Raw genomic sequence first — 25,454 nt, forward strand, 5'->3', positions numbered from 1 at the left:
CGACGGTGGGCCGGCCACTTCGGCGCGGGCAGGGTCAGCCGGCGCGGGCCGGGGTCACCCGGCGAGGGCTGCTTCGAGCCGGTCCAGGGCGGTTTCGGCGGAGACGGCCTCTTCAGCGGGGTTGGATTCGCCACCCGTGCGCAGGGTCCAGTTTCCGGATTCGACGGCGGCCAGCTGGGCGGTGACGGGCTCGGCGCCCACTCGAATGCGCCGGACCGTGGCCATGGCGGGCAGTCCCTCGGCGGCCCCCACCAGGTATTCACTGCACAGATGCAGGCCCAGGGCCAGCATTGCGGGGCCGGACTCAATGGGTTGGATCTCATGCACGCCGAAGGGGCTCAGCCCCAGCAGCACGGCGCCAACGTTGGAGCCGGCCATGAACAGCACGTGCTCCGCGGACGGCGTGGACAGCGAAATTTCCAGCCATTCCTGGGCTTGAGAAAGCACTGTCCCGACCACGGCGCAGCGTTCAACGGGGATGATCCGCCCACCCTGTTCCTCGGCCAGTCCGCGAACCAGCAGCGTGGTGAGGCCGGCGTTGTGGAGCAGTTCGTTGCCGGCGTGTTGGTCCAGCCGGAAAAGGCCCAGCGTGGTGGCCGCAGATTCCGTCGGCGTCATGGACAACAGCGCGAGCAGTTCGTGGTCGGTCATGCGCAATTCGGTGTCAGTCATGGGCTCCAGCATAGGTGAACCTCTACGCGTTCGCCGTTGCCGGGGCTCCACCTTGCCCTGCAGTTCGGCGTATTCCGCCGCGGCCGGGCTGGATGCCTCCCGCGGCACCGAAGGGGAAAGCAGCTTCAATCGGGGTGTCCTGTCCTTCGTCACAGCGGTCCAAAGTCCCGGGAAATGCCCGGCCACTGGGTTGCCTGCACCGAAGCCTGCAACGGCGCGTCAACCGACGCCAACGGCGTCCGGCCCTTCCGCGGAATGCGGCGCCTAGCGGCCCGTCCTGCTGAATCCATTGCGGAAGTTCCTTCCCAAAGCTGTGCATGTGGTCCAGGGGCCTGCCTCATCTCACGGTCCGGCGCAGGCGATGGGGACAGCTCTCCGTGGCTTCCGCCAGCCCGCAGCTTCCCGGCTACAATCAACGCATGCTCCCCGCCTATGCTCCCCGGACAGCCCATTCCCACTGGGACTCGGGGCTGTGGACCCGCGTATTCGCGGCGTCCGGCACCATCAATCCAATGACGGGCGCCCCATTTACGGAAGCCATGCTGGCTGGCTTGGGCGGCGGGATCGGCTTCATGCTGTTCACCTTTGAGTACACCGAGGTGACCACGGCTTCGGTTGTCATGCGCTTCCATCCCGGGCCGTTCGTGGAAAACATGCTCTCCCGCAGCGGAGCCGCCGTGTCCATCCAGCAGACAGGCAGCGCCAGGCTAGCCCAGGCGCGACTGGACGCAGCACTGGAAACGGGGGCACCCGCCGTCGTGCGCGTGGTCCGCGGCCAGCTTCCCTGGGCGGAGGCGGAACCCTGGGCCGACATGGACTCCATGGACATCGCAGTGGTGGCCCGCGACGGGGACGCCTATCTGGTGGACGACGGCGGCGGGCGGCTCGAGCGGATCAGTGCGGCCGCGCTGGGCGGGGCTCGGGGGAAGCGCAAGGCGGACAAGCACTGGCAGGCCCATGTGTTGGTGGATGCGGGCAGGGATGGGGGCGCCGCGCTGACGCCCCAGGTGCTGCGGGGGGCCGTGGCCCAGACCATGGAGGCGCTGCTGTCTGAAAGCGCGCCGCCCGGCATTCCGGCGGGGTACGCAAAGAACTTTGGCTTGGCCGGCATGCGTTCCTGGGCAGCCTGGCTGAGGGACACGTCGGGCAAGCGGGGCTGGGCCCGGATCTTCGCCGACCCGGACCGGCGGGCCGGGGCCATGTCCATGCTGCACCGCCAATTGACCGGAAAGCGGTACAGCGGGCCGGGGGCGCTGCGCCCGTTGTATGCCCAATTCCTGCGGGAGGCGGCTCCCCTCGCGGACGCGGGCGACGGCGTCATTCTGTCCAGGTGGCTGGAAGCGGCGGGGGAGTACCCGAAACTTGGTGCACACTGGACGTGGCTGGCGGCACTGATTGAACTTGACGCAGGCGGCGATTTTGCCGCCATGTCCGAAACCGTGGCCGCCTTGGCGGACGCCGAGGAGCGGACGGCACGGCTGGCAATGGGCACCTTGATGACGGGCAGCTAGCGCTCGCCGGCCCCTGCCTTTGATGGGCGCGGCCCCGGCTGGGATAGGCTAGGGGGCGTGACTTATGAGATTGAGATTGGCCGTGGCAAGCGTGGACGCCGTGCGTATTCACTGGATGACATCGCGATCGTGCCCTCCCGAAGGACCCGCGACCCCAAGGATGTGTCCGTCAAGTGGCAGATCGACGCCTACCAGTTTGAGACGCCCGTCATTGGCGCGCCCATGGACTCGGTCATGTCGCCGGAGACCGCCATTGCGCTGGGCCGGCTGGGGGGCCTCGGCGTGCTGGACCTGGAAGGCCTGTGGACCCGCTATGAGGACCCGCAGCCGGTGCTGGATGAAATCGCCCAGCTTGAAGGATCCGTGGTGGACCCGGAATCCACGCTCCGCATGCAGCAGCTGTACAGCGCCCCGATCCAGCCCGAGCTGATCACGCAGCGGTTGGCGGACATCCGGGCATCCGGGGTCACCGTGGCCGGTTCGCTGACGCCGGGGCGCACGCAGGAGTTCTACAAGACCGTGGTCGCCGCCGGCGTGGACATTTTCGTGATCCGCGGCACCACCGTTTCCGCCGAGCACGTGTCCAAGACAACTGAGCCGCTCAACCTGAAGCAGTTCATCTACGAGCTTGACGTGCCTGTCATTGTCGGCGGGGCCGCCGGCTACACACCGGCGCTGCACCTGATGCGCACCGGTGCCGCGGGCGTGCTGGTCGGCTTTGGCGGCGGCGCATCCACCACCACCCGCCGCGCCCTGGGGATCCGTTCGCCCATGGCCAGTGCCATCTCCGATGTTGCGGGCGCCCGGCGCGATTACATGGACGAGTCCGGCGGGCGCTATGTTCACGTGATTGCCGACGGCGGCATGGGCTCCAGCGGCGACATTGTCAAGGCGATTGCCATGGGAGCTGACGCCGTCATGCTCGGCGCCGCGCTGTCGCGTGCGGCCGAGGCTCCGGGCCAGGGCTGGCACTGGGGCGCGGAGGCCCACCACCAGGAACTGCCGCGCGGCCACCGCGTGAAGATGGGCACGGTCGGCACGCTGGCCGAGGTGCTGCACGGGCCGGCTCACACGGCCGACGGCGCTTCGAACTTGATCGGTGCGTTGCGCCGTTCGATGGCCACCACCGGCTACTCGGACCTGAAGGAGTTCCAGCGCGTTGAGGTGCTGGTTTCCCCGTAGTCCTGCTTTAACTCTCCAGTGGCCAGCCAAACGATGATTGGCTGCGGCCAGGCGCCCCGGTTCCGTGCGGACCGGGGCGTTTTTGGTCTCTCTCCGCATAATTTCTGCGCCCTCCCTGAATACCGACGCTTCATCACTTTTCGCTGGTTTTCGGCCGACGCGGCATCACCTTTCGCGGGCTGCCGCCCGCCGCCCGCCGGTAAGGCCTGTCAATGACTTCGTTGAGGTTGGAGATCACCACGTCCTGCCGTCGTTGAGGTTGGAGATCACCACGTGGTTGTCCCGGTTGTTGGTGCGTGCGTGGTTTAGCAGCCGGTGCCGGTGGGGTTTTGGTTGCAGTTGTCGGCGTAGTTGCGGGTGATGGCGCGCCAGACGGTGAGGTGCAGGGGTGGGGAGGGGATGTTTACCTGGCCGGGGATGGGGAGGGTGGGGCCGTTGTTGACGGTGTAGGTGCCGGTGTAGTGGGTGGTGAGGGTGATGGTGTATTTGCCGGTGGTGGTGTAGGCGTGGCTGGTTTTGGTTTGTTCGCCGATGCGGTCATCGGGTAGTGGGGCGCCGTGGCTGGGGGTGGGTCCGAGGGTGGTGCCGTCGCCGTAGTTCCAGGTGTAGGTGGTGGTGGTGGCGGTGATGTGGACTTTTTGGCCCAGGAGGGTGATGTTGAAGGTTTGTTCGGTGGCGTTGGCGTAGAAGTTGGTGTTGTTTCCGCGCAGGGTGTGGGGTCCGGGTTGGGAGCCGATGGTGGCGGGGGCGACGGGGAGTTGCTTGAACTCGTGCTCGATCCTCGCGGCGATTTCCTTGAGCACGTCGATGGGCTTTTCGTCGTAGATGCAGGTGGGGCCGGAGTCAAAGGCCCAAACCGGGGTCTTCTTTCCTCGGAGTGAGTGGTACCACCACACAGCAACGCCACCTTTCGCGGCCGTGCAGGCAGGCAGATTGACGGCACATTTGGCGAAGATGGCTTGGTCCGCCGTTGTGCAGGCCAGCCTGTATTCGTAGATGTAGGGATCTACGGGTCCGGCCGAGGGCAGTTGCCCCCAGTGGGAGGGATCATTGGGCAACTGATTCCAGGACCCGGACTTAATGTGCGTATCGTCCCAATCCAACTCATAGTCTCCGTCAGCCCATACGGGCTGGCCAACGGTGGAGAACAGTACGACAAGGGCGAAGACGCTGAACAAGAAATGTAAGTTGGGTGTCCGGCGGGGTGAATTACTCACCGCTACTGCCCTTCAGATGTTCGACAGTTTGGGCTATCCATTGCCCTTTGACGTAGTTCGTGACGACAATGTCCGCGACCGAAGATTTCGCTCCCAAGTCCTTCGACAGCGACTTATCGGCGCGGTAGTACTTGACTTGTGACTGGCGGACCATGGTGATCGTTTGGTAGGAACCACCAGGGGCCGGATCAAATGAAGCCTCCGTGGTTAGCACCTCCATTTGTCCTCCCACGATCCACCGCCCGTTTTCGTGTCCACCGATGGCGGAACTTTTCATGGCATTGCACGGCTTGCAGCCTGGGTCGCTGATGGCGAGCATGGGGCCGGCGTCTCCGGTTTCGAAGGCGTAGCCGAGGGTGGCGTACCAGTAGGTGGCGAAGGCTTCCAAGCCTTCCTTGGAGAATTCCTTGGCCTTGGCCGGTAGTACGGGGACGGGCACGTTTTGTGCCGGACCGGCCGCCGTGGCCGGCTTGTACGCCGGCGCCGGCGCTGGGACAGTAGTCGGCGGATTCGTCGGCGCGGCATTGGCGGCCGTTGAGGGGGCCCACTTTCCGGGCGACCCGCTGCCGGCCACCGGCGGGGCGGCGGATGAGCACCCGGGCAGCAACAGCGACGCCGCCACCACGGCGGCCACCACCACTGCCGCGGGCCGTGAAGGCCGTGGAGGCCGTGAAGGCCGTGAAGGCCGTGGAGGCCGCGACGGCCGCGAAAGCCGGAACCGGGCTGTGCCGGCGGGCCGGACCAACAGCCACCCGGCCCGCCCCGACAGGAAGGGCACTGTGTGTGCCGTGGTCCGCATGTTCGTCGTCATAAAAGCCCCCGCCCAAGTCCCCCCAGGGCCGCCTCGTGGCGGTCCCCGGCTCAGCTATGTACCAAGTTAGCCGACTTGACGCAGACCCGCCAGAAGTTATCCACAGCCATTGCGGGGCGCGCCGCGCACAGGGGTGCCCCGCAAATGGCTAGCATTGGCACCATCGGAATGGAATTTCTGAGGAGGTCCAATGCCATCTCGACGGGGACTACGCCAATTTTTCCCAGCGAATCATGCCCCAACCACCGCAATCCGGGTCGCCACAGCCGCCCTCGCCGTCGCGCTTTCCGTCACGGGTTGCGGTGTGTCGATCGGCGTTCCAAGCCAGGCGCCCCAAGCGGGCGGGGCCACGCAATCCGCACCAGCGCCGTCGGCCTCGGCAGGAGGCGCTTCGGCAGGAGGCGCCTCGACGCCGACTGCCGCCAACAGCGCCGGGCCGGGAAGCAGTGCAACCCCGTCAGCGGCGGGCCCCACCATGGAGCCCACGGCCGCGGTATGGAAAATCTACACGGACCCGGGCAAAAACATCAGCTTTGAACTGCCCCAGGACTGGACCACGCAGCTGGTGCCGGGCACCAACCCCGCAGCCCTGCACGTGGAAGTCCGGGACCAGGACGGCACGCTTACGGCCACCCTGCAAACCCACATCACCGGGCTCGGCGGCGCGTGCCAGCCCGGAGCCATGCGGCCCTACACGGTGCTGTCGAGCATTCCACTGGCCATCCCATCCACCAGTACGGGAACCACCACGGTGGACCCCCGTTTTGTGTACCGGCTGATTCAGGGCGCCACACACTTTTACGCCTCCTACGGCATCACCGACAGAGCCGGCGGCCAGGACGGCCGCGCCTGCCTGGTCTACAACACCGTAACCTCGGACAAGCTGGGCATCTACATGTTCGGGGACGTCCTCCAGTTCACCAGTGCACCCGACGGCTCGCCCGGGCTGCAGGCCTTCACCACCATCACGGAGGCCCAGGCACACATGCGCTCCACCAGCTATCGCAATGTGGAGCGGATGGTCACTTCCCTGAAGGTGTTGGGGTAGCTGCCCGCACGGCAACGGTGGCACGCAACTTTCCCGTCAGCTCCAGCAGCACCTGCATCTCGGCGTCGGTGAGCCCTTCCTCCATGACGTGCATGATATTTTGCACATGCGCCCGCCCCACCTTCTTTTGCAACGCCGCGCCCGCCTCGGTGAGGCCGATCAGCACGCCCCGGCGGTCGTCGTCGGGCGTCTTGCGCCTGACCAGCCCGCGCTCCTCCAGCCTGTCCACCAGGCGGGAGATGCTGGGCTGGGTCAGCAGGACGTTGTCATTGAGCTCGTTCAGCCGCAGCCAGCCGGTGGGGCAGCGGGAGAGGTTGAACAGCACGTCGTACTCCCGGCTGCCCACCTCCTTGAAAATGGGTTCCTTGTGGAGTTCGCGCATCACGGCCACCTGCGCGCGCAACAGCGATTCCCAGGATTCCGCGGCCAGGCGCCGGTGCGCTGCAGCTGACATCATGCCCCGGCCCCGCCTACAGCTGCGCCGGAATGCTCGACGCCGGCCGCCTCCTTCGCTGCCTTGGCCGCCTTGCGTGCCGCAAAGGTGGGCGCGTCCGGGACTGTGGCCGGGCGGTTTGCCGCAAACTCGGCGCGGAGTGTGGGCAGCACGTCCGAGCCGAACAGGTCCAGCTGTTCCAGCACTGTCTTCAGCGGCAGGCCGGCATGGTCCACCAGGAACAGCTGGCGCTGGTAATCGCCAAAGTAGTCCCGGAAAGTGAGTGTCTTCTCAATGAGTTCCTGCGGGCTGCCCACCGTCAGCGGGGTCTGCGAGGTGAAGTCCTCCATGGACGGGCCGTGGCCGTAGACGGGGGCGTTGTTGAAATACGGGCGGAACTCGTTCACGGCGTCCTGTGATTTGGGCCGGATGAAGAACTGCCCGCCCAGGCCCACAATGGCCTGCTCCGGCGTGCCGTGGCCATAGTGCGCGTAGCGTTCGCGGTACAGGTTGATCAGCTGCTGGTAGTGCTCCTTGGGCCAGAAGATGTTGTTGGCAAAGAAGCCGTCGCCGTAGTAGGCGGCAATCTCTGCCACCTGGGGGGTGCGGATGCTGCCGTGCCATACAAACGGGGCAACGCCGTCGAGCGGGCGGGGCGTGGCCGTGAAGCCGCGCAGCGGCGTGCGGAACTTGCCCTCCCAGTTCACCACTTCTTCATCCCACAGGCGCCGCAGCAGGGCGTAGTTTTCCACCGTCAGCTCCACGGAATCCTGGTTGTTCTTGCCAAACCAGGGGTACACGGGGGCCGTGTTGCCGCGGCCCAGCACCAGGTCCACGCGACCTTCGGCAAGGTGCTGCAGCGTGGCGAAATCCTCCGCGATCTTCACCGGATCGTTGGTGGTGATCAGCGTGGTGGTGGTGGAAAGGATGATTCTCTCAGTTTGCGCCGCGATGTAGCCGAGAATGGTGGTGGGGGAGCTGGGATAGAACGGCGGGTTGTGGTGCTCGCCCGTGGCAAACACGTCCATGCCGACGTCCTCGGCGTGCTTGGCGATGGTGGTGATGGCCTTCAGACGTTCGTGTTCGGTGGGCGTGCGGCCCGTGGTGGGGTCCATGGTGACGTCCCCGACGCTGAATATTCCGAACTGCATGGTGCGCTCCTTGCTCCGGGCCGGTGGCCAAGATATATGCGTTTGCATCTAATATACCCGGCAACCGTGCAGGACGTGAAAATGTTCCCGGGCGAAACCTGTTGCCGCCCCGCCTGCGTCCAGTTCCCCGGCGGGCGCTAGGATTCTGCCAACCGGTAGTAACGGATCTCACACATTGCGGGGGCAGTTCATGGATTCACCCAAGCTCAGCCAGGCCAGGGCGCAGGCGGGCCCGGCGGCCATGGCCGTGGTGGGATTTTTGGTCCTCGTGGAGTTCACCAGCGGCATCCTGCAGGGCTACTACACGCCGCTGCTGACCGACATTGCCCGCTTCCTCCACATTCGCGACGCCGACGTCAACTGGTTTGAAGCCGCCCAGCTCATGGTCAGCGCCCTGGTGGTGCCCGTGCTGGCGAAGCTGGGCGACATGATTGGCCACCGCCGCGTACTGCTGATCTCCACGGCGCTGACGGCCGCCGCTTCGTGGGGTGTGGCCTTCGCCCCAAACTTCTGGCTTTTCCTAGGTGCGTGGGCGCTGCAGGGCTTTTATGTGGTGTGGCTACCGCTGGAAATCGCCCTCGTCTACAGCCGCTCCCACCGCCAGCCCGACGGCGCCGCACTGACCCGCAAAGCAGCCGGCATCCTCGTGGCCGGCCTGGAATTCGGCGTCATTGTTGGGGCCCTGGCGGGCGGCTTCATTGGCGGCGCCCTGCCCGGACGGTTGTGGCTGACACTCCTCATCCCCGCCATCGCCGTCACCCTGTGCTTCTTTGTGATCCTCCTTTGGGTGCCTGAATCGGCCAGCCGGACGGGCGGGCGGATCGACACCACCGGGCTGGTGCTGCTGTCGACCGGGTTGCTGTTGATTACCGCGGGGCTGACGTTCATGCGCATCAACGGCCCGGGCACCTGGTGGGCGTGGGGCGCGGTGGTGCTTGGCGTTCTGGCGCTGGTGCCGTTCACCCGGTACGAGCTGGGCCACCGGGACCCGCTCGTGGACATTCGGCTGCTGCGCCAGCCCAGCATGTGGCCGGTGCAGCTGACGGCCTTCCTGTTTGGGGTTTCCGTCCTCGGGGCGCAGGCGCCCTTGTCCACATTTGCCCGCACCAACCCGCACGACGTCGGCTATGGGCTGGGTGCCAGTTCGTCCCTGGTGTCCGTGCTGATCGGAGTTTACGTCCTGGGCCTGCTGGTGGGTGCGCTGTTGTTCCCGGCCGTGGCCAAATGGACCACGCCGCGGGTCACCTTGATCGGCGCTGCCCTCCTGGTGGCGTTGGGGTACCTGATGTTCCTGCCGCTGCACGGTTCCATGGTGCAGGTGCTGGTAAACATGGGAATCGCCGGTATTGGCAGCGGCGCCCTGGTGGCGGCCCTGCCCTCTGCCGCCGCGGCGGCGGCGCCGCTGACAAAGACGGGCATGGCCACCGGCCTGACCAATGCCACCAAGACCGTGGGCGGCGCCTTCGCCTCGTGCGTGTTTGGCATTGCCCTGGCCGGATCGGCGCTGGGGTCCCTGACGGCTGGCGCGGGCAGCACGGCGGCCCCTTTGGCAGGCTACATGCTGGTGTGGACGGTGTGCGGAGTCACTGCGCTGGTTGCGGCCACGGCGCTCTATTTTGTGCCGAAACTGGCCTTCGGAGCCACCCTTCCGGCCTGAAAGGGTACTTAGTCCTTCAATTGGAGAATTACCTCACAGACACGCCGGAAGACGGTCTGCGCGGGGGAGGTGCTCGGTTAATCTTTCAAGTGGCGCACATGACCACCGGTCCCCAAGCACGTGGGGAACTTGTCAGTTTCTTGGATTCCCTGGCTGCGCAAACCCTCTGAAAGGCACCTTTGTGAGCAATTTCAACGGGGCACACCGACCCCTTGCAACGATCCCGTTCCCGGTGCGCCCGCACCCCAGCCGGGGCCGTCCAACCGCAAGACCCTCTTCAGCGTCCCGGGCCCCGTTGCAGCCGTGATGGTGCTTGCCCTGGTCGCCGTGTCTGTTTGGGCTATCCCCGCATTCACCCAGTTTGTGGCCAATGGCAAGCCCGGGCCCACGGCGGTCGCGGCATAATCGGAGCAGGGTGCGCCGCCGGCGTTGGGCATGCCGCCGGCAGAATCAAGTCCGGAAGCAACTTCGGCCGGCCAGGAGACAGGGGCCGCTGCGGGCATTCCGGCCGGCGCGGTGGCGCTTCCCGCGGGCTGGATTGCGCTGAACGGGCCCAGCAACGTCCCGGCGGACGGGGATCCGAAGTTCGGGAAGTTTGTGACGGGGGAGTCGTCCTTCCAGCACCTTTCGTCATGGAGCAATGACAACATGTTCGGCATCACCACCGATCCGGAAACGGGGAAGACGATGCAGCAGGTGGCCCAGGGCACTGAAGAGAAGGACGCCGACGGAATTTCCATGGCCTTTGCGTTTTTTGCCGAAACCGACGAGGGCAAGTACGGCAGCGACCCGGCCAAGGTAAAGGCGGCCATTGCGGCCACGCAGGAGAAACTTGCAGCCACCCCCGCAGCCGAACTCCCGAAGTACTTGGTGGGCCACAAATGTGTCTCCGACTTCCAGTCAAGCACCCCGGAAACCCGCGAGTTCCGCCGCGGGATGGCCTGGTGGTGCAATTCAGCTGCAAGACGGCCGCCGGGGATGAGATCCAAGCCGTCAACCCTTTTTTTCCGTCACCCCGTGGGGAACCCCGCAACGAATGGGGATCAGCGGCCACAAGAGCTACTGGGATGCGAATCCCGGCACGCTTGAACTGCTCGCCAACTCCTACCGCATCAACAAGTGGAAGCAGCAAGGGCAGCCCCGTCCGGTCCCGGTCAGTCGGCTGCCGCGCGACGGCCGCGGACCTTGGGGATGGCGCCCGTGGTCCAGTCCTGAAACTCCGGAACCCCCGCCGGGCCGGCGGCCGGGACCCCCGCCGGAACCCCGGCCGGGACCCCGCCTGGCAAAGCGGCCGGCTTGTGCACCACCTTGAGTGCCTTCAGCAGCTCGCGGCGTTCCTTGCGCCCCTCCACGAGGCGGTACAGCACCGGGACCAGGACCAGCGTCAGCAGGGTTGAGGAAACCAGGCCGCCCACCACCACCACGGCCAGCGGCTGGGAGATGAACCCGCCGCCGCCCGTCACGCCCAGCGCCATGGGCGTCAGCGCAAATATGGTTGCCAGGGCGGTCATCAGGATGGGGCGCAGGCGCTGGCGGGCGCCGTGCTCAATGGCGTCTGCCACGTTCATGGCGGGCCTGTCGCCGGAAGGGCGCCGGTACTGGTTGATCAGGTCGATCAGCACAATGGCGTTGGTGACCACAATGCCCACCAGCATCAGCATGCCGATCAGCGACGGCAGGCCCAGCGGGATCCGGGTGATGAGCAGCAGCGCAATGGCGCCCGTGGCGGCAAACGGGATGGACACGAGAAGGATCAGCGGCTGCACCAGCGACTTGAACGTCGCCACCATGATGACGTAGACAATGGCGATGGCGGCCAGCATGGCCAGGCCAAGCTGCTTGAATGAATCGGCCTGCTGTGTGGCCGCACCGCCCACGGAGGCAATGGTGCCGGCGGGAAGCTTGGTAGCGTCGAGCCGCTTTTGGACCTGGGCACTGAGCGAGCCCAGCGAGTTGGCTTCCGGCACCACGGACACGGTGGCCGTGCGCTGGCCGTTGGAGGAGGTGATGGTCAGCGGCGTGTCCACCTGCTTTACGGTGGCCACCGCTGAAAGCGGCACCAGGCCCGCGGGGGTGGGAATCTTCGCATCGGCCAGTGCGGCAACGGAGTCAAAGGTGGTGCCCGTGCCCACCTGGACCTTGTAGTCGGTGGTGTCAATGCGCACGGTGCCGGCCGGGATGGGGCTGACAGTGGCGGCCAAAAGTCCCGTGATCTGCGATTCGTCCAGGCCGGCAGCCACTGCCTTTGCGCGGTCCACGCTCACCTGGACCACGGGCTGCGCCGCGGACAGGTTGCTGGAGACGGACTGGGCCCCGGGAACGCCGGTCATGGCCTTGACCAGGGCGTCGGAGGCCTGTTGAAGTTCGACGCCGGTGCTTGCCTTCACCGTGATGTCCACCGAGCTTGAGGTGCCAAAGCCGCCTCCGCTGGCACCGAGGGAAATGCTGCCAGCATCCTTGATGGTGGCGATGGCGGCCCGGACGGTGTCCTGGAGCTTGACCTGGTCTGCGGCAGGGTCCGTGATGATCTGGAAGGAGGCGCTGGACGCCCCGGAGGACAGCAGGGCCGAGAAGCCGCCGGAGCTGTTGCCGATGGTGACCTGGACGTCCTGGATGCCGGTGATGCCCTTGAGCTTCGCCTCAACCTTCTTCGCGGCCGCATCGGTCACGGCCAGGCTGGTGCCCGGCGGCATGGCCTGCTTGACGGACATGCTGTTCTGGCCGGTGTCGCCGAGCAGATTGGTGGGCAGCAGCGGCGTCATGGCGAGGGTGGCCCCGAGGATGATGACGCCGGCAATGAGCGTGTAGACGGGGTGCTTCTGGGTCTTGGCGAGGACGGGCAGGTAGCCGCGCTGCAGCCACGAGGACCGCTCCTTGGCCTCCACCACGCGAAGCAGGGCCTGGCCGCCCAAGGGGGCGCCGGCTTCGTCCGTGTGGGAGGTGCCCTTCAGGAACCAGTAGGCGAGCACAGGCACAATGGTCAGCGACACCAGCAGGGAAGCCAGCAGCGCAAAGGTGACGGTGAGCGCGAACGGGCGGAACAGCTCCCCGGCCAGGCTGCCCACGAAGGCAATGGGGAGGAAAACGGCCACCGTGGTCAGGGTGGAGGCTGTAACGGCACCCGCCACCTCGCGGATGGCGGACAGGATGGCTGCCCTCTTGTCCTCCCCGTAGCTCATGTGCCGCTTGATGTTTTCAATGACCACAATGGAGTCGTCCACCACCCGGCCAATGGCGATGGTCAGCGCGCCGAGGGTCAGGATGTTCAGCGAATACCCCGTGGCCCAGAGCCCAATGAAGGTCACCAGCAGGGACAGCGGGATGGAGATGGCGGTGACAAGCGTGGAGCGCGCCGAGAGCAGGAAGATCAAGATCACGACGACGGCGAAGCCCAGTCCCAGCAACCCCTCCTGGGTGAGGTCGCTTATGGACTTTTCAATGAACGGGGCCTGGTCCAGGACGGTGGTGAACTTTGTCTGGTGGCCCAGTGATGCCTCGATTTGCGGCAGCTGGGCGTTGATCTGCTTGGACAGCCCCACAGTGTCCGCGTCCGGCTTTTTCGTGATGGACAGTGCCAGCGTGGCCACGCCGTTGGTGCGGGTGATCGAGGTGGTGGTGTCGTCCGCCAGGGCAACGCTGGCCACCTGGCCGATGGTGGGCGCGGCGGCGGCCTTGCTGCCGGCCAGCGGGAGGGCCTTGATGGTGTCCAGCGAATCAACGGGGCTGCCTGCCTGGACGGGGAGTGTCAGCCCGTCATTGCTCAGGGATCCGACGGGAATTAGTGGGCCGTTGTTCTTCAGCGCCGCAGTGATGGAGCCGGGATTGACGCCCGCGGCGGCCATCTTGGCGGGATCGGGCAGGATGGCGATGTGCTGGGAGTTGGCGCCCGTGACGTCGGCGCTTCGCACGCCGTCGATTTTCATCAGGGCCGGCACGGCCAGCCGCTGCAGGTTGGTGTTGAGGGCGGCGAGGTCCTGGTTTGAGGAGACTGCCAGGAAAACTATGGGGAAGTCAGCGATGGAGCCGGCAATCGGCTGCGGGGTGACGCCGGAGGGCAGCGTGGTGCTGACGGTGGAAATGGCACGGTCAATCTGGTTCCGGGCACGGTCCAGGTTGGTGCCGTAGGTGAAGGCCAAGTTGATCGTGGAGACGCCGCTGCGCGAGGTGGACGTGCTTGATTCCAGGCCCTCGACGGCGTTCAGCGCGGCTTCCAGCGGTGCGCTTACCTGCTTGTCAACCACCTCGGGCGAAGCGCCCGGCATTGCCGAGACCACCGTAATTTGCGGAAATTCGATGGACGGGATGAGCTCCTGCTTGAGGGAGCCGAGGGTGATCACCCCGAAAACCACCGCGAAGATGGTGATGAGTGCAATGAGTGCCCGGTTTCCCAGGGACAGCCGTGCCAAACGAAACATCAATAAACTCCCATTGCGTTATGCCGGTTCCGTCTGGCCCTGCCTGTGTTGCCTTTGGTGCGTGTGGCGGCGTCCGCCCGCCCTACCCCGCCACCGTCTCCAGCTGCAGGGATGCTGCAGTCGAGGCAAGTGTCTTTTCAAAGAGCTCGGCATTCTCGTTGAGCTTGGTGCCGTAGGTTGGCATCATTCCGCGCAGGGAGTCCTGCCATTCGCGCTTGAACTTGCGCGGGAAGCACCGCTGGAGCAGCTGCAGCATGATCGGCACCGCCGTGGAGGCCCCGGGGGAGGCGCCGAGCAGGGCGGAAATGGAACCGTCGGCCGAGGTAATGACTTCGGTGCCGAACTGCAGGATCCCGCCCTTCTTGGCATCCTTTTTGATGATCTGCACGCGCTGGCCGGCCGTGATGAGTTCCCAGTCCTTGCCGTCCGCCTCGGGGAAGTATTCGTGCAGGGCCTCCACCTTGCCGGCGTGCGACTTGGTGACTTCGCTGACCAGGTACTTCACCAGGTCCAGGTTGTCCTTGCCCACGGCCAGCATGGGGATGATGTTCCCGGGCCGGATGGACCCCGGCAGGTCAAGGTAGCTGCCGGTCTTGAGGTACTTGGTGGAAAAGCCGCCGTACGGGCCGAACAGCAGCGAGCGCTTGCCGCCGACGAAGCGGGTGTCCAGGTGGGGAACTGACATGGGCGGGGCGCCAACTGACGCCTGGCCGTAGACCTTGGCGCTGTGCTGGGACGCCAGTTCTTCATCCGTGCACCGGAAGAACTGGCCGGAGACGGGAAAGCCGCCAAAGCCCTTGCCCTCGGGGATGCCCGATTTCTGCAGCAGGTGCAGCGCCCCGCCGCCGCCTCCGATGAAGACAAACTTGGCCTTGATCTGCCCGTGTTCGCCGGAGGCCGGGTGCTTGGTGGAAATGTCCCACTGGCCGCCGCTGGTGCGCTGGACATCCGTGACGGAGGTGTTGTAGTTGACCTCCACGCCGCTTTCGCCCATGTAAGCGATGAGCTCGCGGGTGAGCGCACCAAAGTCGACGTCGGTGCCCTCGGCCGCACGGGTTGCCGTCGCCACGTCACGGGGGTCGCGGCCCTTCATGACCAGCGGCGCCCACTCGGCAATCTGTGCGGGGTCCTCGGAGTATTCCATGGAGGCAAACAGCGGGTTGTTGCTCAGCGCGGCGTGCCGGGCCTTGAGGAACTTCCTGTGCGCCTCGCCCAGCACGAAGCTCATGTGCGGGACGGTGTTGATGAAGCCTTTGGGGGAGCCGACCATGTTGTTGTCGACCATGTGCGCCCAGAATTGGCGCGAGAGCTGGAACTGTTCGTTGATGTTCAGCGCCTTTGCCGGGTCAACGGTGCCGTCTTTTGCCATCGGCGAATAGTTGAGCTCGCAGAGCGCGGAGTGGCCGGTGCCGGCGTTGTTCCACGGGCTGGAGGACTCAAGGCCCGGTTTGTCGAGCTGTTCAAACAGCACGATGTTCCAGGTGGGTTCGAGTTGCTTGAGCATTGCACCCAAAGTGGCGCTCATGATGCCGCCTCCGATGAGGACAACGTCAGCGTCTTTGGTGGTGGAAATGAAAGTCACAGTCAACTCCGGGTAGAGGCTCTTCCTAGCGGTAGAAGCCTATCGCGGCGGGGGCGCGATGCTTAAATCACGTCTGGTGGGTCACATCACGCCCTAGCCGCCCGCGCCAGGCGTCAGCGTGACGTGGTTGAAGACCTCGTTGAGGACGGGGCTGAGAGGATAGCTGGCCACCTTGTCGGAGAGGGCGATGGCGGAGATGGGCAGGGCAATGGGGATGGCGGGCAGTGTGGCGGCAATCTGCTTGTTGATGGCGTCATAGGCGGCAACCCGGTCCGGCCCGTTGGGCATGCTGCGGGCGCGGGTGATTTTCGAAACCAGCTGCGGGTCCTCGAGCCCCAGCCCGGCGTTGGCCGAGCCGAACAGCGGGCCCACAAAGTTGTCCGGGTCCGCGTAGCTGCCGTTCCAGCCCATCAGGCTCAGCGCCTGCCCGTCCTGTTTGGTCACGGCCTGGACGTAGCCGTCATTCCAGGCAATGGGCACTGGCTTGATGTTCAGCCCGATGGCCGTCAGCTCACGCGCAATTTCGGCGTACACCTTTTCGGGCGTGGGGAGGTAGGGGCGCGACGCATTGGTGGGGTAGAAGAATTTCAGCTCCTGCCCCTTGTAGCTGGAGGAGGCCAGCAGCGCCTTGGCCTTGACTGGATCGTACGGGATGCCCTGGACCGAGTTGTTGAAACCGCTGAGCTTGGGCGGGATGAACTGCGCCGTGGCGGTGGTGCCGGCAATGAAGAACTTGTCCACCAGGGTTGACTTGTCAATGCCCGCCGCAATGGCCTCACGGACCTTGAGGTCCGCCAGGACGGGAATGGACTGGTTGAGGGCCACGTACATGACGGAGAACGGGTCGCGCTGCAGCACCTGCTTGCCGCTCTTGATGAGCTTGTCAAAGTTGCCGGGCGTGACCGGGTCGAAGCCGTCCAGGGTGCCGTCGGCGAGGGCGGCCAGGCGCGCTTCGGGCTGGTCGTAGGTAATGAACTTCAGCGTGGTGATTTGGCCCTTGGTGCCCCAATAGCCGGGGTAGGCCGTCATTGTCACGACGCCGTTGGCTGAGGAGGTGAATTCGAACGGGCCCGTGCCCACGGGGTGGAGGGCGTACTTGGAGACCTTGTTGCCGCCCATGGTCTCGTTGAGGGTGTTGGCGGTGCCCTGCTGAAGTGCCTTGGGGGAGGAGATGGCGAAGGCGGGAACGGTCAGGGCCTGCAGGAAGCCGGTCAGGCGCATTTTGAGCCCAACCGTGACTTCCAGGGTACTGTCCACCGTGCAGCGGTCGTACAGGGAGTTTGCGGCGTTGTCGGAAAATTCACGGAACACCTGCTTGAAGGTGGCCGAGGACCCGTCCCCGCGCGTTGCGGCCGGCATGGTGTACCAGCGGTTGAAGTTGGCGCACACGGCTGCCGCGTCAAACGGCGTACCGTCCTGGAACGTGACACCCTTGCGCAGCTTGAATGTGTAGCCGAGCCCGCTGCCGAGTTCGGTCCACGACGTCGCCAGGCTGGGGGCGGGCGCGCCCGTCACCGGGTCAATGGTGACCAGGCCCTCGAGCACCTGCCGTGTCACCCGGTACGACTCCGTGTCGGAGACCAGTGCCGGGTCAAAGCCGGAAGGGTCCGCCCCCGTGCCGAAGCTGAAGGTGACTGGCGCTGGGGCCGTGGTGGCCGGCGTCGTGCTGGAGGGGTCGGGGCCCGGCGCCCCAGTGCACCCCGTGGCGGCCAGAAGCACGACGGCGGCAATCACGGCAGCGCGGCGGCTTGCCTTGCGTCGGGGACCGGCTGGGGTGGGCACGTTGTGGTTCTCCTTGCGGGGATGAATTCCATCAGCCCCTCATCTTAGTGGCACTTTCCCCGCAACGCCCGGGAGGCGCGGTGGGTGCGCTGGCAGCGGGCGGTCACAAGCTGCATCGCGGCCGGGTAGTATGGTGCAGGTCTTTCAAGGTGTTCATTCCTTGGCGGACGCACCGCGCGCGAGTGGTGGAATTGGTAGACACGCAGGTTTTAGGTACCTGTGCCTTCGGGCGTAGGGGTTCAAGTCCCCTCTTGCGCACTCTTTGGACCGGGCTTCGGGGCTGCGGCCTCCGCCGTCCTAGGCCTTGTTCTAGGCCTTGTCGATGCCCAGGTCCCGTCGCAACTTCGCCACATGGCCGGTGGCGCGGACGTTGTATTGCGCCACAGCAACCTTGCCCGCGCCGTCCACCACAATCGTGGAACGGATCAGCCCCTGGTAGGTCCTGCCGTAGTTCTTTTTCTCCCCCCATGCCGCATAGGCTTCGGCCACGGCGTGGTCCTCGTCGGCCAGCAGCGGGAACGGGAGATCCTGTGCCGCCGCGAACGTGGCCAGCTTGGCAACGGGGTCGGGGGAGATCCCCACCACCTGGTACCCGGCCGATTTCAGCGAGGCCAGGTTGTCGCGGAAATCGCAGGCCTGCTGGGTGCAGGCGGGCGTGGAGGCGGCCGGGTAAAAGTAGACCACCACCAAGCTGTCGGCGAAGTCCTTCAGAGAGGTGCTCCCGCCTGCGGCGTTGGGGAGGGTGAAGTTGGGGGCGGCATCGCCGGGGACAAGACGGTCACTCACGTCGGAACTCCTTGCGGGCGCCGCCGTGCGGCGCCAAATGGTGGTGTTTGTTCCAGCCTAGGCCAGAATCCACGGGGGCGTGGTCACGGAATAAAGTGGCAGCTAATAGCCAGTTGGGCCGATTCGAGGCTATAAAAAAAACCGCTCCAACACCGGCTGTTGCCAGTGTTGGAGCGGCTTTTCTCTGTGCACCCCTCGGGACTTGAACCCGAAACCCATTGATTAAGAGTCAATTGCTCTGCCAATTGAGCTAGAGGTGCATCTTGGCGCTGCAGTGAACCACCCCGGTTTGTGTCCGTTGTGTTCCCCGCAACGACATGAAACATTACATGGTTTTTGCATGAGTGTGAAATCCAAAGTGGCGTTTGCGGTGCAGATCACACCCGCTGCCGCGAAAAGCCCCGGAATCACGTGGGTTTTGGCGGCAAAATTGGTCCGCGGGGCGGCTGGGCGGCGGCGGGCGCGCGGATTCTGTGGCCTGCGTCGCATTCCGGTCATAGACTGGCGAACATGAGCGTCGAGACCAATTCACCAGACAGGGCGTCAGTGGACAAGGCATCAGCACTTGTCCGCAACGCCGACGGCAGCCCGGACATCAAGCCACGCAGCCGCGTGGTGACCGACGGCATCCACGCCTCGCCTGCACGGGGCATGTTCCGTGCCCTGGGCATGGGCGACGACGACTTTTCCAAGCCGCAGATTGGCGTGGCCAGTTCCTGGAACGAAATAACCCCCTGCAACCTGTCCCTGAACCGGCTGGCACAGGGCTCCAAGGAAGGCGTGTTCGCAGCGGGCGGCTACCCCATGCAGTTCGGCACCATCTCCGTCTCCGACGGCATTTCCATGGGCCACGAGGGCATGCACTTTTCCCTGGTTTCGCGTGAAGTCATCGCCGACTCCGTTGAAACGGTCATGATGGCCGAACGCCTGGACGGCTCCGTGCTGCTGGCGGGCTGTGACAAGTCGCTGCCCGGCATGCTCATGGCTGCCGCCCGGCTGAACCTGGCCAGCGTCTTCCTTTATGCAGGCTCCATCATGCCCGGATTTGCCAAGCTCGAGGACGGCACGGAGAAGGAAGTCACGCTCATCGACGCCTTCGAAGCCGTTGGTGCGTGCGCAGCCGGCAAGATGAGCATGAAGGACCTCGATTCCATTGAGCGGGCCATCTGCCCCGGCGAAGGTGCCTGCGGCGGCATGTACACCGCCAACACCATGGCCTGCATCGGGGAGGCGCTGGGCATGTCGCTTCCCGGTTCGGCCGCCCCGCCAAGCGCCGACCGCCGCCGGGACATGTTTGCCCGCCAGTCCGGGGAGGCGGTGGTCAATCTGTTGCGCCTGGGCATCCGCGCCCGGGACATCATGACGAAGAAGGCCTTTGAGAACGCCATCGCCGTCACCATGGCCTTCGGCGGCTCCACCAACGCGGTGCTGCACCTGCTCGCCATTGCCCGCGAGGCCAACGTTGACCTGACATTGCACGACTTCAACCGCATCGGAGACAAAATCCCGCACCTGGGCGACCTCAAGCCGTTTGGCCGGTATGTCATGTTCGACGTCGACAAGATCGGCGGGGTGCCCGTCATCATGAAGGCATTGCTCGACGCCGGCCTTCTCCACGGCGACTGCCTCACCGTCACGGGCAGGACGGTTGCCGAAAACCTGGCGGACATCAATCCGCCGGATCCCGACGGGAAGGTGTTGCGCGCCCTGGACAACCCGATCCACAAGACAGGCGGCATCACCATCCTGCACGGCTCCATGGCCCCCGAAGGCGCCGTCGTGAAGAGTGCGGGCTTCGATCTGGATGTCTTTGAAGGCACCGCCCGGGTGTTTGAGCGTGAGCAGGGTGCCCTGGACGCCCTCGACAACGGCGAAATCCACGCCGGCGACGTCGTCGTCATCCGTTATGAGGGTCCCAAGGGCGGGCCTGGCATGCGCGAGATGCTTGCCATCACCGGCGCCATCAAGGGGGCCGGCCTCGGCAAGGACGTGCTGCTGCTCACCGACGGGCGCTTCTCCGGCGGCACCACGGGGCTGTGCATCGGCCACGTCGCCCCGGAGGCCGTGGACGGCGGCCCCATTGCATTCGTGCGGGACGGGGACGTGATCCGCGTGGACATCGCCGCACGCACCTTTGACCTGCTGGTGGATGACGCTGAACTGGCCGGGCGCCGGGAGGGCTGGGCACCGCTTCCGCCCAAGTTCACCTCCGGCGTGCTGGCCAAGTATGCGAAGCTGGTCAACAGCGCTTCGACGGGAGCTTATTGCGGCTAATCCAGATTGTTACAGGCGCCCCGGCCCTGCTTGGATATGCTCGCAGGGAAACCATTGCACCTGGGGGCAACTATGCGCAGTACACCGACACGGCTCGAGCGGCATCTGAAATGGGCGGTGCCGCTTGCCGCAGCACCTCTGATCTATCTGGGGGCAATGTTCGCCGCGTGGTTGCTGGTGCAGGGTGCGGGCAGTGGGAACCCGGGGATCTGGCGGCCTTTGGCGGAGTTGGCACTTTATTTGGTGGCCATTGCCGGCCCTCTTGCCGCACTGGTGCGTGCAGCCATCAACGGTCACCGCGCCTTCCGCCACTGGCGCCGGGAAAACGGCCATTTCACCAAGTCGGAAGCCGTGGTGGCGCAACGGCATGACAGTTCCGCCCGGTCCTGGGCGCAAGCGCGTCATCTGCGCTCATGTCTCCTGCGGGGGGAAGCGCCACAGGCCGTCCAGGTGTGGGATGTCGTGGCGAACCCCGGCGAAGTCTTTTTCATGGATGTTCCTGCCGACTATGCACGTCACTACGGCATGGACGTCACTTTCACCCAAACCTCAGGGATTTATTTCGGCAGGCCGGCCTTTGTCCTGGCCGGACTGGGCCTCACTGCCATGTCGAACGCAGCCAAGCGGAACGCCGCCAACAGGCAGGCGGCCGTCCAGTGGCGCGAACGGCAGCCTTGCAGGCTGGTTGTGGGCAACCAGCGCCTTCTGTGCCAGGTGGGCGGGCAGTGGCTGAGTTTTTATTTCTCCGCCGTGACGGCCGTATATCCGGAAATAGATAACTGGTCCCTGATCACCCAGTACGGTTCCACCTCGCCCCTGATGCTAAGCGGAGAGCATGTGCCCTCGGCGGCCTTGTTCACAGTTCTTGCCACGCACGGCGTGGAGGCAGTGTCTGCCCATCCCAGCCTGCAAAGACTGGGTGCCGGCAACCCGGGCAAACCCGGCTCGACGGAAGGAGGGAACGGCATTGACCACAGAGTGGACCATGCGTCCACATTGTGAGATGACGGCGCGGGCTGTTTGACACCCCGGAGCGGAAAACGGGAGACTACAGGTATGCAACTGAACCTCGTAGTCGTCATTAGCTAGCGCGTGACGCAAAGTGGCCGCACCAGGCCATGACCCTCTAACTAACAAGTGAAGAGAACGTCGCAGCACGTGCAAACCCCTCGATGAGAGCCTTCCGGCTGAGGGGTTTTTTTGTTTCCACCACCAGCGGCAACTCGCAAGAGCGCGTCAACAACCCTTAAACGCCACCCCGGAGAAGTACCCAAGAGCATGAGTTTCCCAAAGGATGAACCGATGAGTAAAGGATCGCCCGCCAGCCCCGCGTTGCTGGCAACCAAGTCCCACGGACACGGCGGCCACGCAGGCGGGAGCTCCGGCGCCGTCAGCCCGGCCGCCCAAACCGCCGTCGTAGGCCCCAACAACGTAGTTGCGCCGGTGCAGATGACCGGTTCCGAGGCGCTGGTCCGTTCACTTGAGGAACTTGGCGTCAAGGACGTCTTCGGGCTTCCCGGCGGGGCCATCCTCCCCACCTACGACCCGCTCATGGCCTCATCCCTGAACCATGTGCTGGTCCGCCACGAACAGGGCGCCGGCCACGCTGCCCAGGGCTACGCGATGGTCACCGGCGAGGTGGGCGTTTGCATTGTGACGTCCGGCCCGGGCGCCACCAACCTGGTCACGCCCATCATGGACGCCCATATGGATTCCGTTCCCATGGTGGCCATCACCGGCCAGGTGTCCAGCAGCGTCATCGGCACCGATGCGTTCCAGGAAGCCGACATTGTGGGCATCACCATGCCCGTCACCAAGCACTCCTACCTGGTCACCAACGCCCAGGACGTCCCGCGGGTGCTGGCCGAGGCCTTCCACCTCGCCTCCACCGGCCGGCCCGGACCCGTGCTGGTGGACGTGTCCAAGGACGCCCAGCAGGGACTCATGACGTTCTCCTGGCCCCCCACCATCGACCTGCCCGGCTACCGTCCGGTGTTCCGCGGCCACTCCAAGCAGCTGCGCGAGGCCGCCCGCCTCATCAGGGAAGCCAAGAAGCCCGTCTTGTACGTTGGCGGCGGCGTCATCAAGGCGAACGCCTCCCAGGAACTCCTGGAACTGGCCGAGTTCACGGGCATTCCCGTGGCCACCACCCTCATGGCCCGGGGAGCCTTCCCCGATTCCCACACCCTGCACGTGGGCATGCCCGGCATGCACGGCTCGGTGTCCGCCGTGACCGCACTGCAGCAGTCGGATTTGCTCATCACCCTCGGCGCCCGCTTTGACGACCGCGTCACCGGCGTGCTCAAGAGCTTCGCACCGCATGCCAAAGTCATCCACGCCGACATCGACCCCGCGGAAATCTCCAAGAACCGCACGGCCGACGTTCCGATCGTGGGCTCGCTGAAGGAGATCATCCCCGACCTCACTGCAGCCGTGAAGGTAGAGTTTGACGCCGGTGGCGCGCCGGACATCAGCGACTGGTGGGCGTTCCTGGGCAACCTGCGCGACACCTACCCGCTGGGCTGGACGGAACCCGAGGACGGACTCATGTCCCCCCAGCGCGTCATCTCCCGGATCGGCGCCCTGACCGGTCCGGAGGGCGTGTATGTGGCCGGCGTGGGCCAGCACCAGATGTGGGCTGCGCAGTTCGTCAAATATGAGCGCCCGCGTTCCTGGCTCAACTCCGGAGGGGCCGGCACCATGGGCTACTCCGTCCCCGCCGCCATGGGGGCCAAGGTGGGCAACCCGGACCGCGTGGTGTGGGCCATCGACGGCGACGGCTGCTTCCAGATGACAAACCAGGAGCTGGCCACCTGCCGGATCAACAACATTCCGATCAAGGTGGCCGTCATCAACAACTCTTCCCTGGGCATGGTCCGCCAGTGGCAGACACTTTTCTACGACAGCCGCTATTCCAACACCGACCTCAACACCGGCCATGACAGCATGCGCGTCCCGGACTTCGTCAAGCTCGCCGATGCCTACGACTGCGTGGGACTGCGCTGCGAACGTGTCGAGGACATCGACGCCACCATTGAGGCCGCCCTGGCCATCAACGACCGCCCCGTGGTCATTGACTTTGTGGTCAGCCCCGACTCCATGGTGTGGCCGATGGTGCCTTCGGGCGTCAGCAACGACCAAATCCAAGTGGCACGCAACATGACACCCGTCTGGCAAGAGGAGGACTAGAGATGACACGGCACACCCTTTCCGTCCTGGTGGAAGACAAGCCCGGCGTCCTGACGCGCGTGGCCAGCATGTTTGCCCGCCGCGCCTTCAACATCAACTCCCTGGCAGTGGGCCCCACGGAGGTCACCGGCGTCTCCCGGATGACCGTGGTGGTTGACGCCGACGGCGAGCTGATTGAACAAGTCACCAAACAGCTGAATAAACTGGTCAACGTCATCAAGATCGTTGAACTTGTTTCAGATAATTCCGTGCAACGGGACCACATCCTGGTCAAGGTACGTGCGGATGCCGCCACGAGGCTGCAGGTCACCCAAGCCGCAGACCTTTTCCGTGCTTCGGTGGTTGACGTGTCCACAGACTCGTTGACCATTGAGGCCACCGGCCACCCGGACAAGCTCACGGCACTGCTCAACGTGCTGGAGCCCTTCGGCATCCGAGAAATCGTGCAATCCGGCACCCTGGCCATTGGGCGGGGATCCCGTTCCATGAGCGACCGGGCACTTCGCGCTTCCTAAGTGCGACCGCGGCCGCAACAGCCGCACCTGTTTAGAAGACCAGCAGTACACACCCATTATTCAAGGAGTTTCACAGTGACCGACATGTTCTACGACGACGATGCAGACCTGTCCATCATCCAAGGTCGCAAGGTCGCCGTCATCGGCTACGGCAGCCAGGGGCACGCACACGCATTGAGCCTGCGCGATTCCGGCGTTGACGTTCGCGTCGGCTTGAAGGAAGGCTCCAAGTCCCGCGCCAAGGCGGAAGCCGAAGGCCTGCGCGTGCTCAGCGTTGCCGACGCCGTCAAGGAAGCCGACCTGATCATGGTCCTGACCCCGGACCAGGTCCAGCGCTTCGTGTACGCCGAGGAAATCGCCCCCAACCTTAACGCCGGCGACGCCCTCTTCTTCGGCCATGGCTTCAACATCCGCTACGGCTACATCCAGCCGCCGGCCGACGTCGACGTCGCCCTCGTGGCACCCAAGGGCCCGGGCCACATTGTCCGCCGCGAATTCGAGGCAGGCCGCGGCGTGCCGGACCTGATCGCCGTCGAGCAGAACCCCTCCGGCAAGGCCAGGGAGCTGGCCCTGTCCTACGCCAAGGGCATCGGCGGCACCCGCGCCGGCGTCATCGAAACCACCTTCACCGAAGAGACCGAAACGGACCTGTTCGGCGAGCAGGCCGTTCTTTGCGGCGGTGCCTCGCAGCTGGTGCAGTACGGCTTCGAGACCCTGACCGAGGCCGGCTACAAGCCTGAGGTTGCCTACTTCGAGGTGCTGCACGAGCTCAAGCTCATCGTTGACCTCATGGTCGAGGGCGGCATCGCCAAGCAGCGCTGGAGCGTTTCCGACACGGCCGAATACGGCGACTACGTCTCCGGCCCCCGCGTCATCACCCCCGACGTGAAGGAAAACATGAAGGCCGTCCTGGCCGACATCCAGAACGGTGCCTTCGCCAAGCGCTTCATTGACGACCAGGACGCCGGCGCCCCGGAATTCAAGGCCCTGCGCAAGAAGGGTGAGGACCACCCCATTGAGGCCACCGGGCGCGAACTGCGCAAGCTGTTCTCCTGGATCAAGTCCGACGACGACTACACCGAAGGTTCCGTCGCCCGCTAGGCCCCGGCCGTGTGACGCGCGTCGCTTGCGTCGCCGTCCCGGCTGATTGTTACGGCAAGGAAGCCGGGCTCCCATAAACTGGAGTCCGGCTTTTTTGTTGCAACGCCTACGAATAAGCCATTCACCAA

Annotated in this window: 20 protein-coding genes and 2 tRNA genes; 12 read left to right on the forward strand and 10 right to left on the reverse strand. The window is 65.2% G+C overall.

Translation table 11 applies throughout. The features are described 5' to 3' along the window. Window positions 1-54 precede the first annotated feature (54 nt). Window positions 55-672 carry a hypothetical protein gene (locus tag G6N77_RS05715; protein WP_165181074.1) on the reverse strand — a complete coding sequence of 206 codons (618 nt, stop codon included), beginning with the start codon at window positions 670-672 and terminating at the stop codon, window positions 55-57. A 419-nt stretch (window positions 673-1,091) separates the two neighbouring features. Here G6N77_RS05715 and G6N77_RS05720 point away from each other — a divergent pair, with 419 nt between their 5' ends. Further along, window positions 1,092-2,183 carry a BtrH N-terminal domain-containing protein gene (locus G6N77_RS05720; protein ID WP_165181075.1) on the forward strand — a complete coding sequence of 364 codons (1,092 nt, stop codon included), beginning with the start codon at window positions 1,092-1,094 and terminating at the stop codon, window positions 2,181-2,183. A gap of 57 nt (window positions 2,184-2,240) precedes the next feature. After that, complete coding sequence (locus G6N77_RS05725; RefSeq protein WP_165181076.1) at window positions 2,241-3,365, forward strand: GuaB3 family IMP dehydrogenase-related protein; 1,125 nt, start codon at window positions 2,241-2,243, stop codon at window positions 3,363-3,365. 305 nt (window positions 3,366-3,670) lie between these two features. Here the strand turns inward: G6N77_RS05725 and G6N77_RS05730 are convergent, their stop codons facing one another. Both G6N77_RS05730 and G6N77_RS20285 read right to left on the reverse strand, forming a co-directional pair. Beyond that, window positions 3,671-4,423: a PKD domain-containing protein gene (locus tag G6N77_RS05730; protein ID WP_205678036.1), complete on the reverse strand. Its 753-nt coding sequence runs from the start codon at window positions 4,421-4,423 to the stop codon at window positions 3,671-3,673. Between the two features lie 151 nt (window positions 4,424-4,574). Continuing rightward, complete coding sequence (locus tag G6N77_RS20285) at window positions 4,575-5,021, reverse strand: DUF6318 family protein (protein ID WP_306986949.1); 447 nt, start codon at window positions 5,019-5,021, stop codon at window positions 4,575-4,577. Between G6N77_RS20285 and G6N77_RS20290 the strand changes: the two genes are divergently transcribed. Next, the gene (locus G6N77_RS20290) at window positions 4,978-5,463 is read left to right on the forward strand and encodes a hypothetical protein (protein WP_165181078.1); all 486 of its coding nucleotides are present in this window, start codon (window positions 4,978-4,980) and stop codon (window positions 5,461-5,463) included. The genes G6N77_RS20285 and G6N77_RS20290 overlap by 44 nt on opposite strands. Before the next feature lie 405 nt (window positions 5,464-5,868). Continuing rightward, a complete protein-coding gene (locus tag G6N77_RS05745) occupies window positions 5,869-6,441 on the forward strand; it encodes a hypothetical protein (RefSeq protein WP_165181079.1) in 573 nt (190 codons plus the stop codon). Here the strand turns inward: G6N77_RS05745 and G6N77_RS05750 are convergent. Further along, on the reverse strand, window positions 6,416-6,898 hold the full coding sequence (locus tag G6N77_RS05750) for a MarR family winged helix-turn-helix transcriptional regulator (RefSeq protein ID WP_165181080.1): 483 nt from the start codon (window positions 6,896-6,898) through the stop codon (window positions 6,416-6,418). The genes G6N77_RS05745 and G6N77_RS05750 overlap by 26 nt on opposite strands. Further along, on the reverse strand, window positions 6,895-8,025 hold the full coding sequence (locus tag G6N77_RS05755; protein WP_165181081.1) for an LLM class flavin-dependent oxidoreductase: 1,131 nt from the start codon (window positions 8,023-8,025) through the stop codon (window positions 6,895-6,897). The genes G6N77_RS05750 and G6N77_RS05755 overlap by 4 nt, the downstream gene beginning before the upstream one ends. Window positions 8,026-8,215: 190 nt before the next feature. Here G6N77_RS05755 and G6N77_RS05760 point away from each other — a divergent pair, with 190 nt between their 5' ends. Together G6N77_RS05760 and G6N77_RS05765 are read left to right on the forward strand one after the other, a co-directional pair. Continuing rightward, entirely contained in the window at window positions 8,216-9,682 is a 1,467-nt protein-coding gene (locus G6N77_RS05760; protein ID WP_165181082.1) for an MFS transporter, read from the forward strand. Window positions 9,683-10,117: 435 nt separating this feature from the next. Continuing rightward, window positions 10,118-10,771 (forward strand): hypothetical protein, encoded by a 654-nt coding sequence (locus G6N77_RS05765; protein ID WP_165181083.1) that lies wholly within the window; start codon window positions 10,118-10,120, stop codon window positions 10,769-10,771. 65 nt (window positions 10,772-10,836) lie between these two features. On the opposite strand, the gene G6N77_RS05770 is transcribed toward G6N77_RS05765, so the two are convergent. The 3 genes from G6N77_RS05770 to G6N77_RS05780 all read right to left on the reverse strand — a co-directional run bounded on the left by G6N77_RS05770 (window position 10,837) and on the right by G6N77_RS05780 (window position 17,461). Next, complete coding sequence (locus G6N77_RS05770; RefSeq protein ID WP_165181084.1) at window positions 10,837-14,097, reverse strand: efflux RND transporter permease subunit; 3,261 nt, start codon at window positions 14,095-14,097, stop codon at window positions 10,837-10,839. Window positions 14,098-14,179: 82 nt separating this feature from the next. Next, the gene (locus tag G6N77_RS05775) at window positions 14,180-15,679 is read right to left on the reverse strand and encodes a malate:quinone oxidoreductase (RefSeq protein WP_165181085.1); all 1,500 of its coding nucleotides are present in this window, start codon (window positions 15,677-15,679) and stop codon (window positions 14,180-14,182) included. Window positions 15,680-15,772: 93 nt separating this feature from the next. Continuing rightward, window positions 15,773-17,461 (reverse strand): ABC transporter substrate-binding protein, encoded by a 1,689-nt coding sequence (locus G6N77_RS05780; protein ID WP_165181086.1) that lies wholly within the window; start codon window positions 17,459-17,461, stop codon window positions 15,773-15,775. A gap of 176 nt (window positions 17,462-17,637) precedes the next feature. Here G6N77_RS05780 and G6N77_RS05785 point away from each other — a divergent pair. Next, window positions 17,638-17,719 (forward strand) — tRNA-Leu (locus G6N77_RS05785). 51 nt (window positions 17,720-17,770) lie between these two features. Here the strand turns inward: G6N77_RS05785 and bcp are convergent. Further along, entirely contained in the window at window positions 17,771-18,247 is a 477-nt protein-coding gene (gene bcp / locus G6N77_RS05790; protein WP_165181087.1) for a thioredoxin-dependent thiol peroxidase, read from the reverse strand. Window positions 18,248-18,434: 187 nt separating this feature from the next. Further along, window positions 18,435-18,507, reverse strand: a tRNA-Lys gene (locus tag G6N77_RS05795). A gap of 250 nt (window positions 18,508-18,757) precedes the next feature. On the opposite strand from G6N77_RS05795, the gene ilvD reads away from it, so the two are divergent. The 5 genes from ilvD (at window position 18,758) to ilvC (ending at window position 25,326) form a co-directional block, all read left to right on the forward strand. After that, a complete protein-coding gene (gene ilvD / locus G6N77_RS05800) occupies window positions 18,758-20,521 on the forward strand; it encodes a dihydroxy-acid dehydratase (protein WP_240901719.1) in 1,764 nt (587 codons plus the stop codon). Between the two features lie 72 nt (window positions 20,522-20,593). After that, window positions 20,594-21,523, forward strand: a complete 930-nt coding sequence (locus G6N77_RS05805) for a hypothetical protein (RefSeq protein ID WP_165181088.1) — start codon at window positions 20,594-20,596, stop codon at window positions 21,521-21,523. A 300-nt stretch (window positions 21,524-21,823) separates the two neighbouring features. Then, window positions 21,824-23,710 (forward strand): acetolactate synthase large subunit, encoded by a 1,887-nt coding sequence (locus tag G6N77_RS05810; RefSeq protein ID WP_165181089.1) that lies wholly within the window; start codon window positions 21,824-21,826, stop codon window positions 23,708-23,710. Between the two features lie 2 nt (window positions 23,711-23,712). Beyond that, a complete protein-coding gene (gene ilvN / locus G6N77_RS05815; RefSeq protein ID WP_165181090.1) occupies window positions 23,713-24,225 on the forward strand; it encodes an acetolactate synthase small subunit in 513 nt (170 codons plus the stop codon). A gap of 75 nt (window positions 24,226-24,300) precedes the next feature. Continuing rightward, window positions 24,301-25,326: a ketol-acid reductoisomerase gene (ilvC, locus tag G6N77_RS05820; RefSeq protein WP_165181091.1), complete on the forward strand. Its 1,026-nt coding sequence runs from the start codon at window positions 24,301-24,303 to the stop codon at window positions 25,324-25,326. Window positions 25,327-25,454 lie beyond the last annotated feature (128 nt).

Origin of the sequence: Arthrobacter silviterrae, assembly GCF_011045165.1 — a bacterium.
Lineage (GTDB): Bacteria > Actinomycetota > Actinomycetes > Actinomycetales > Micrococcaceae > Specibacter > Specibacter silviterrae.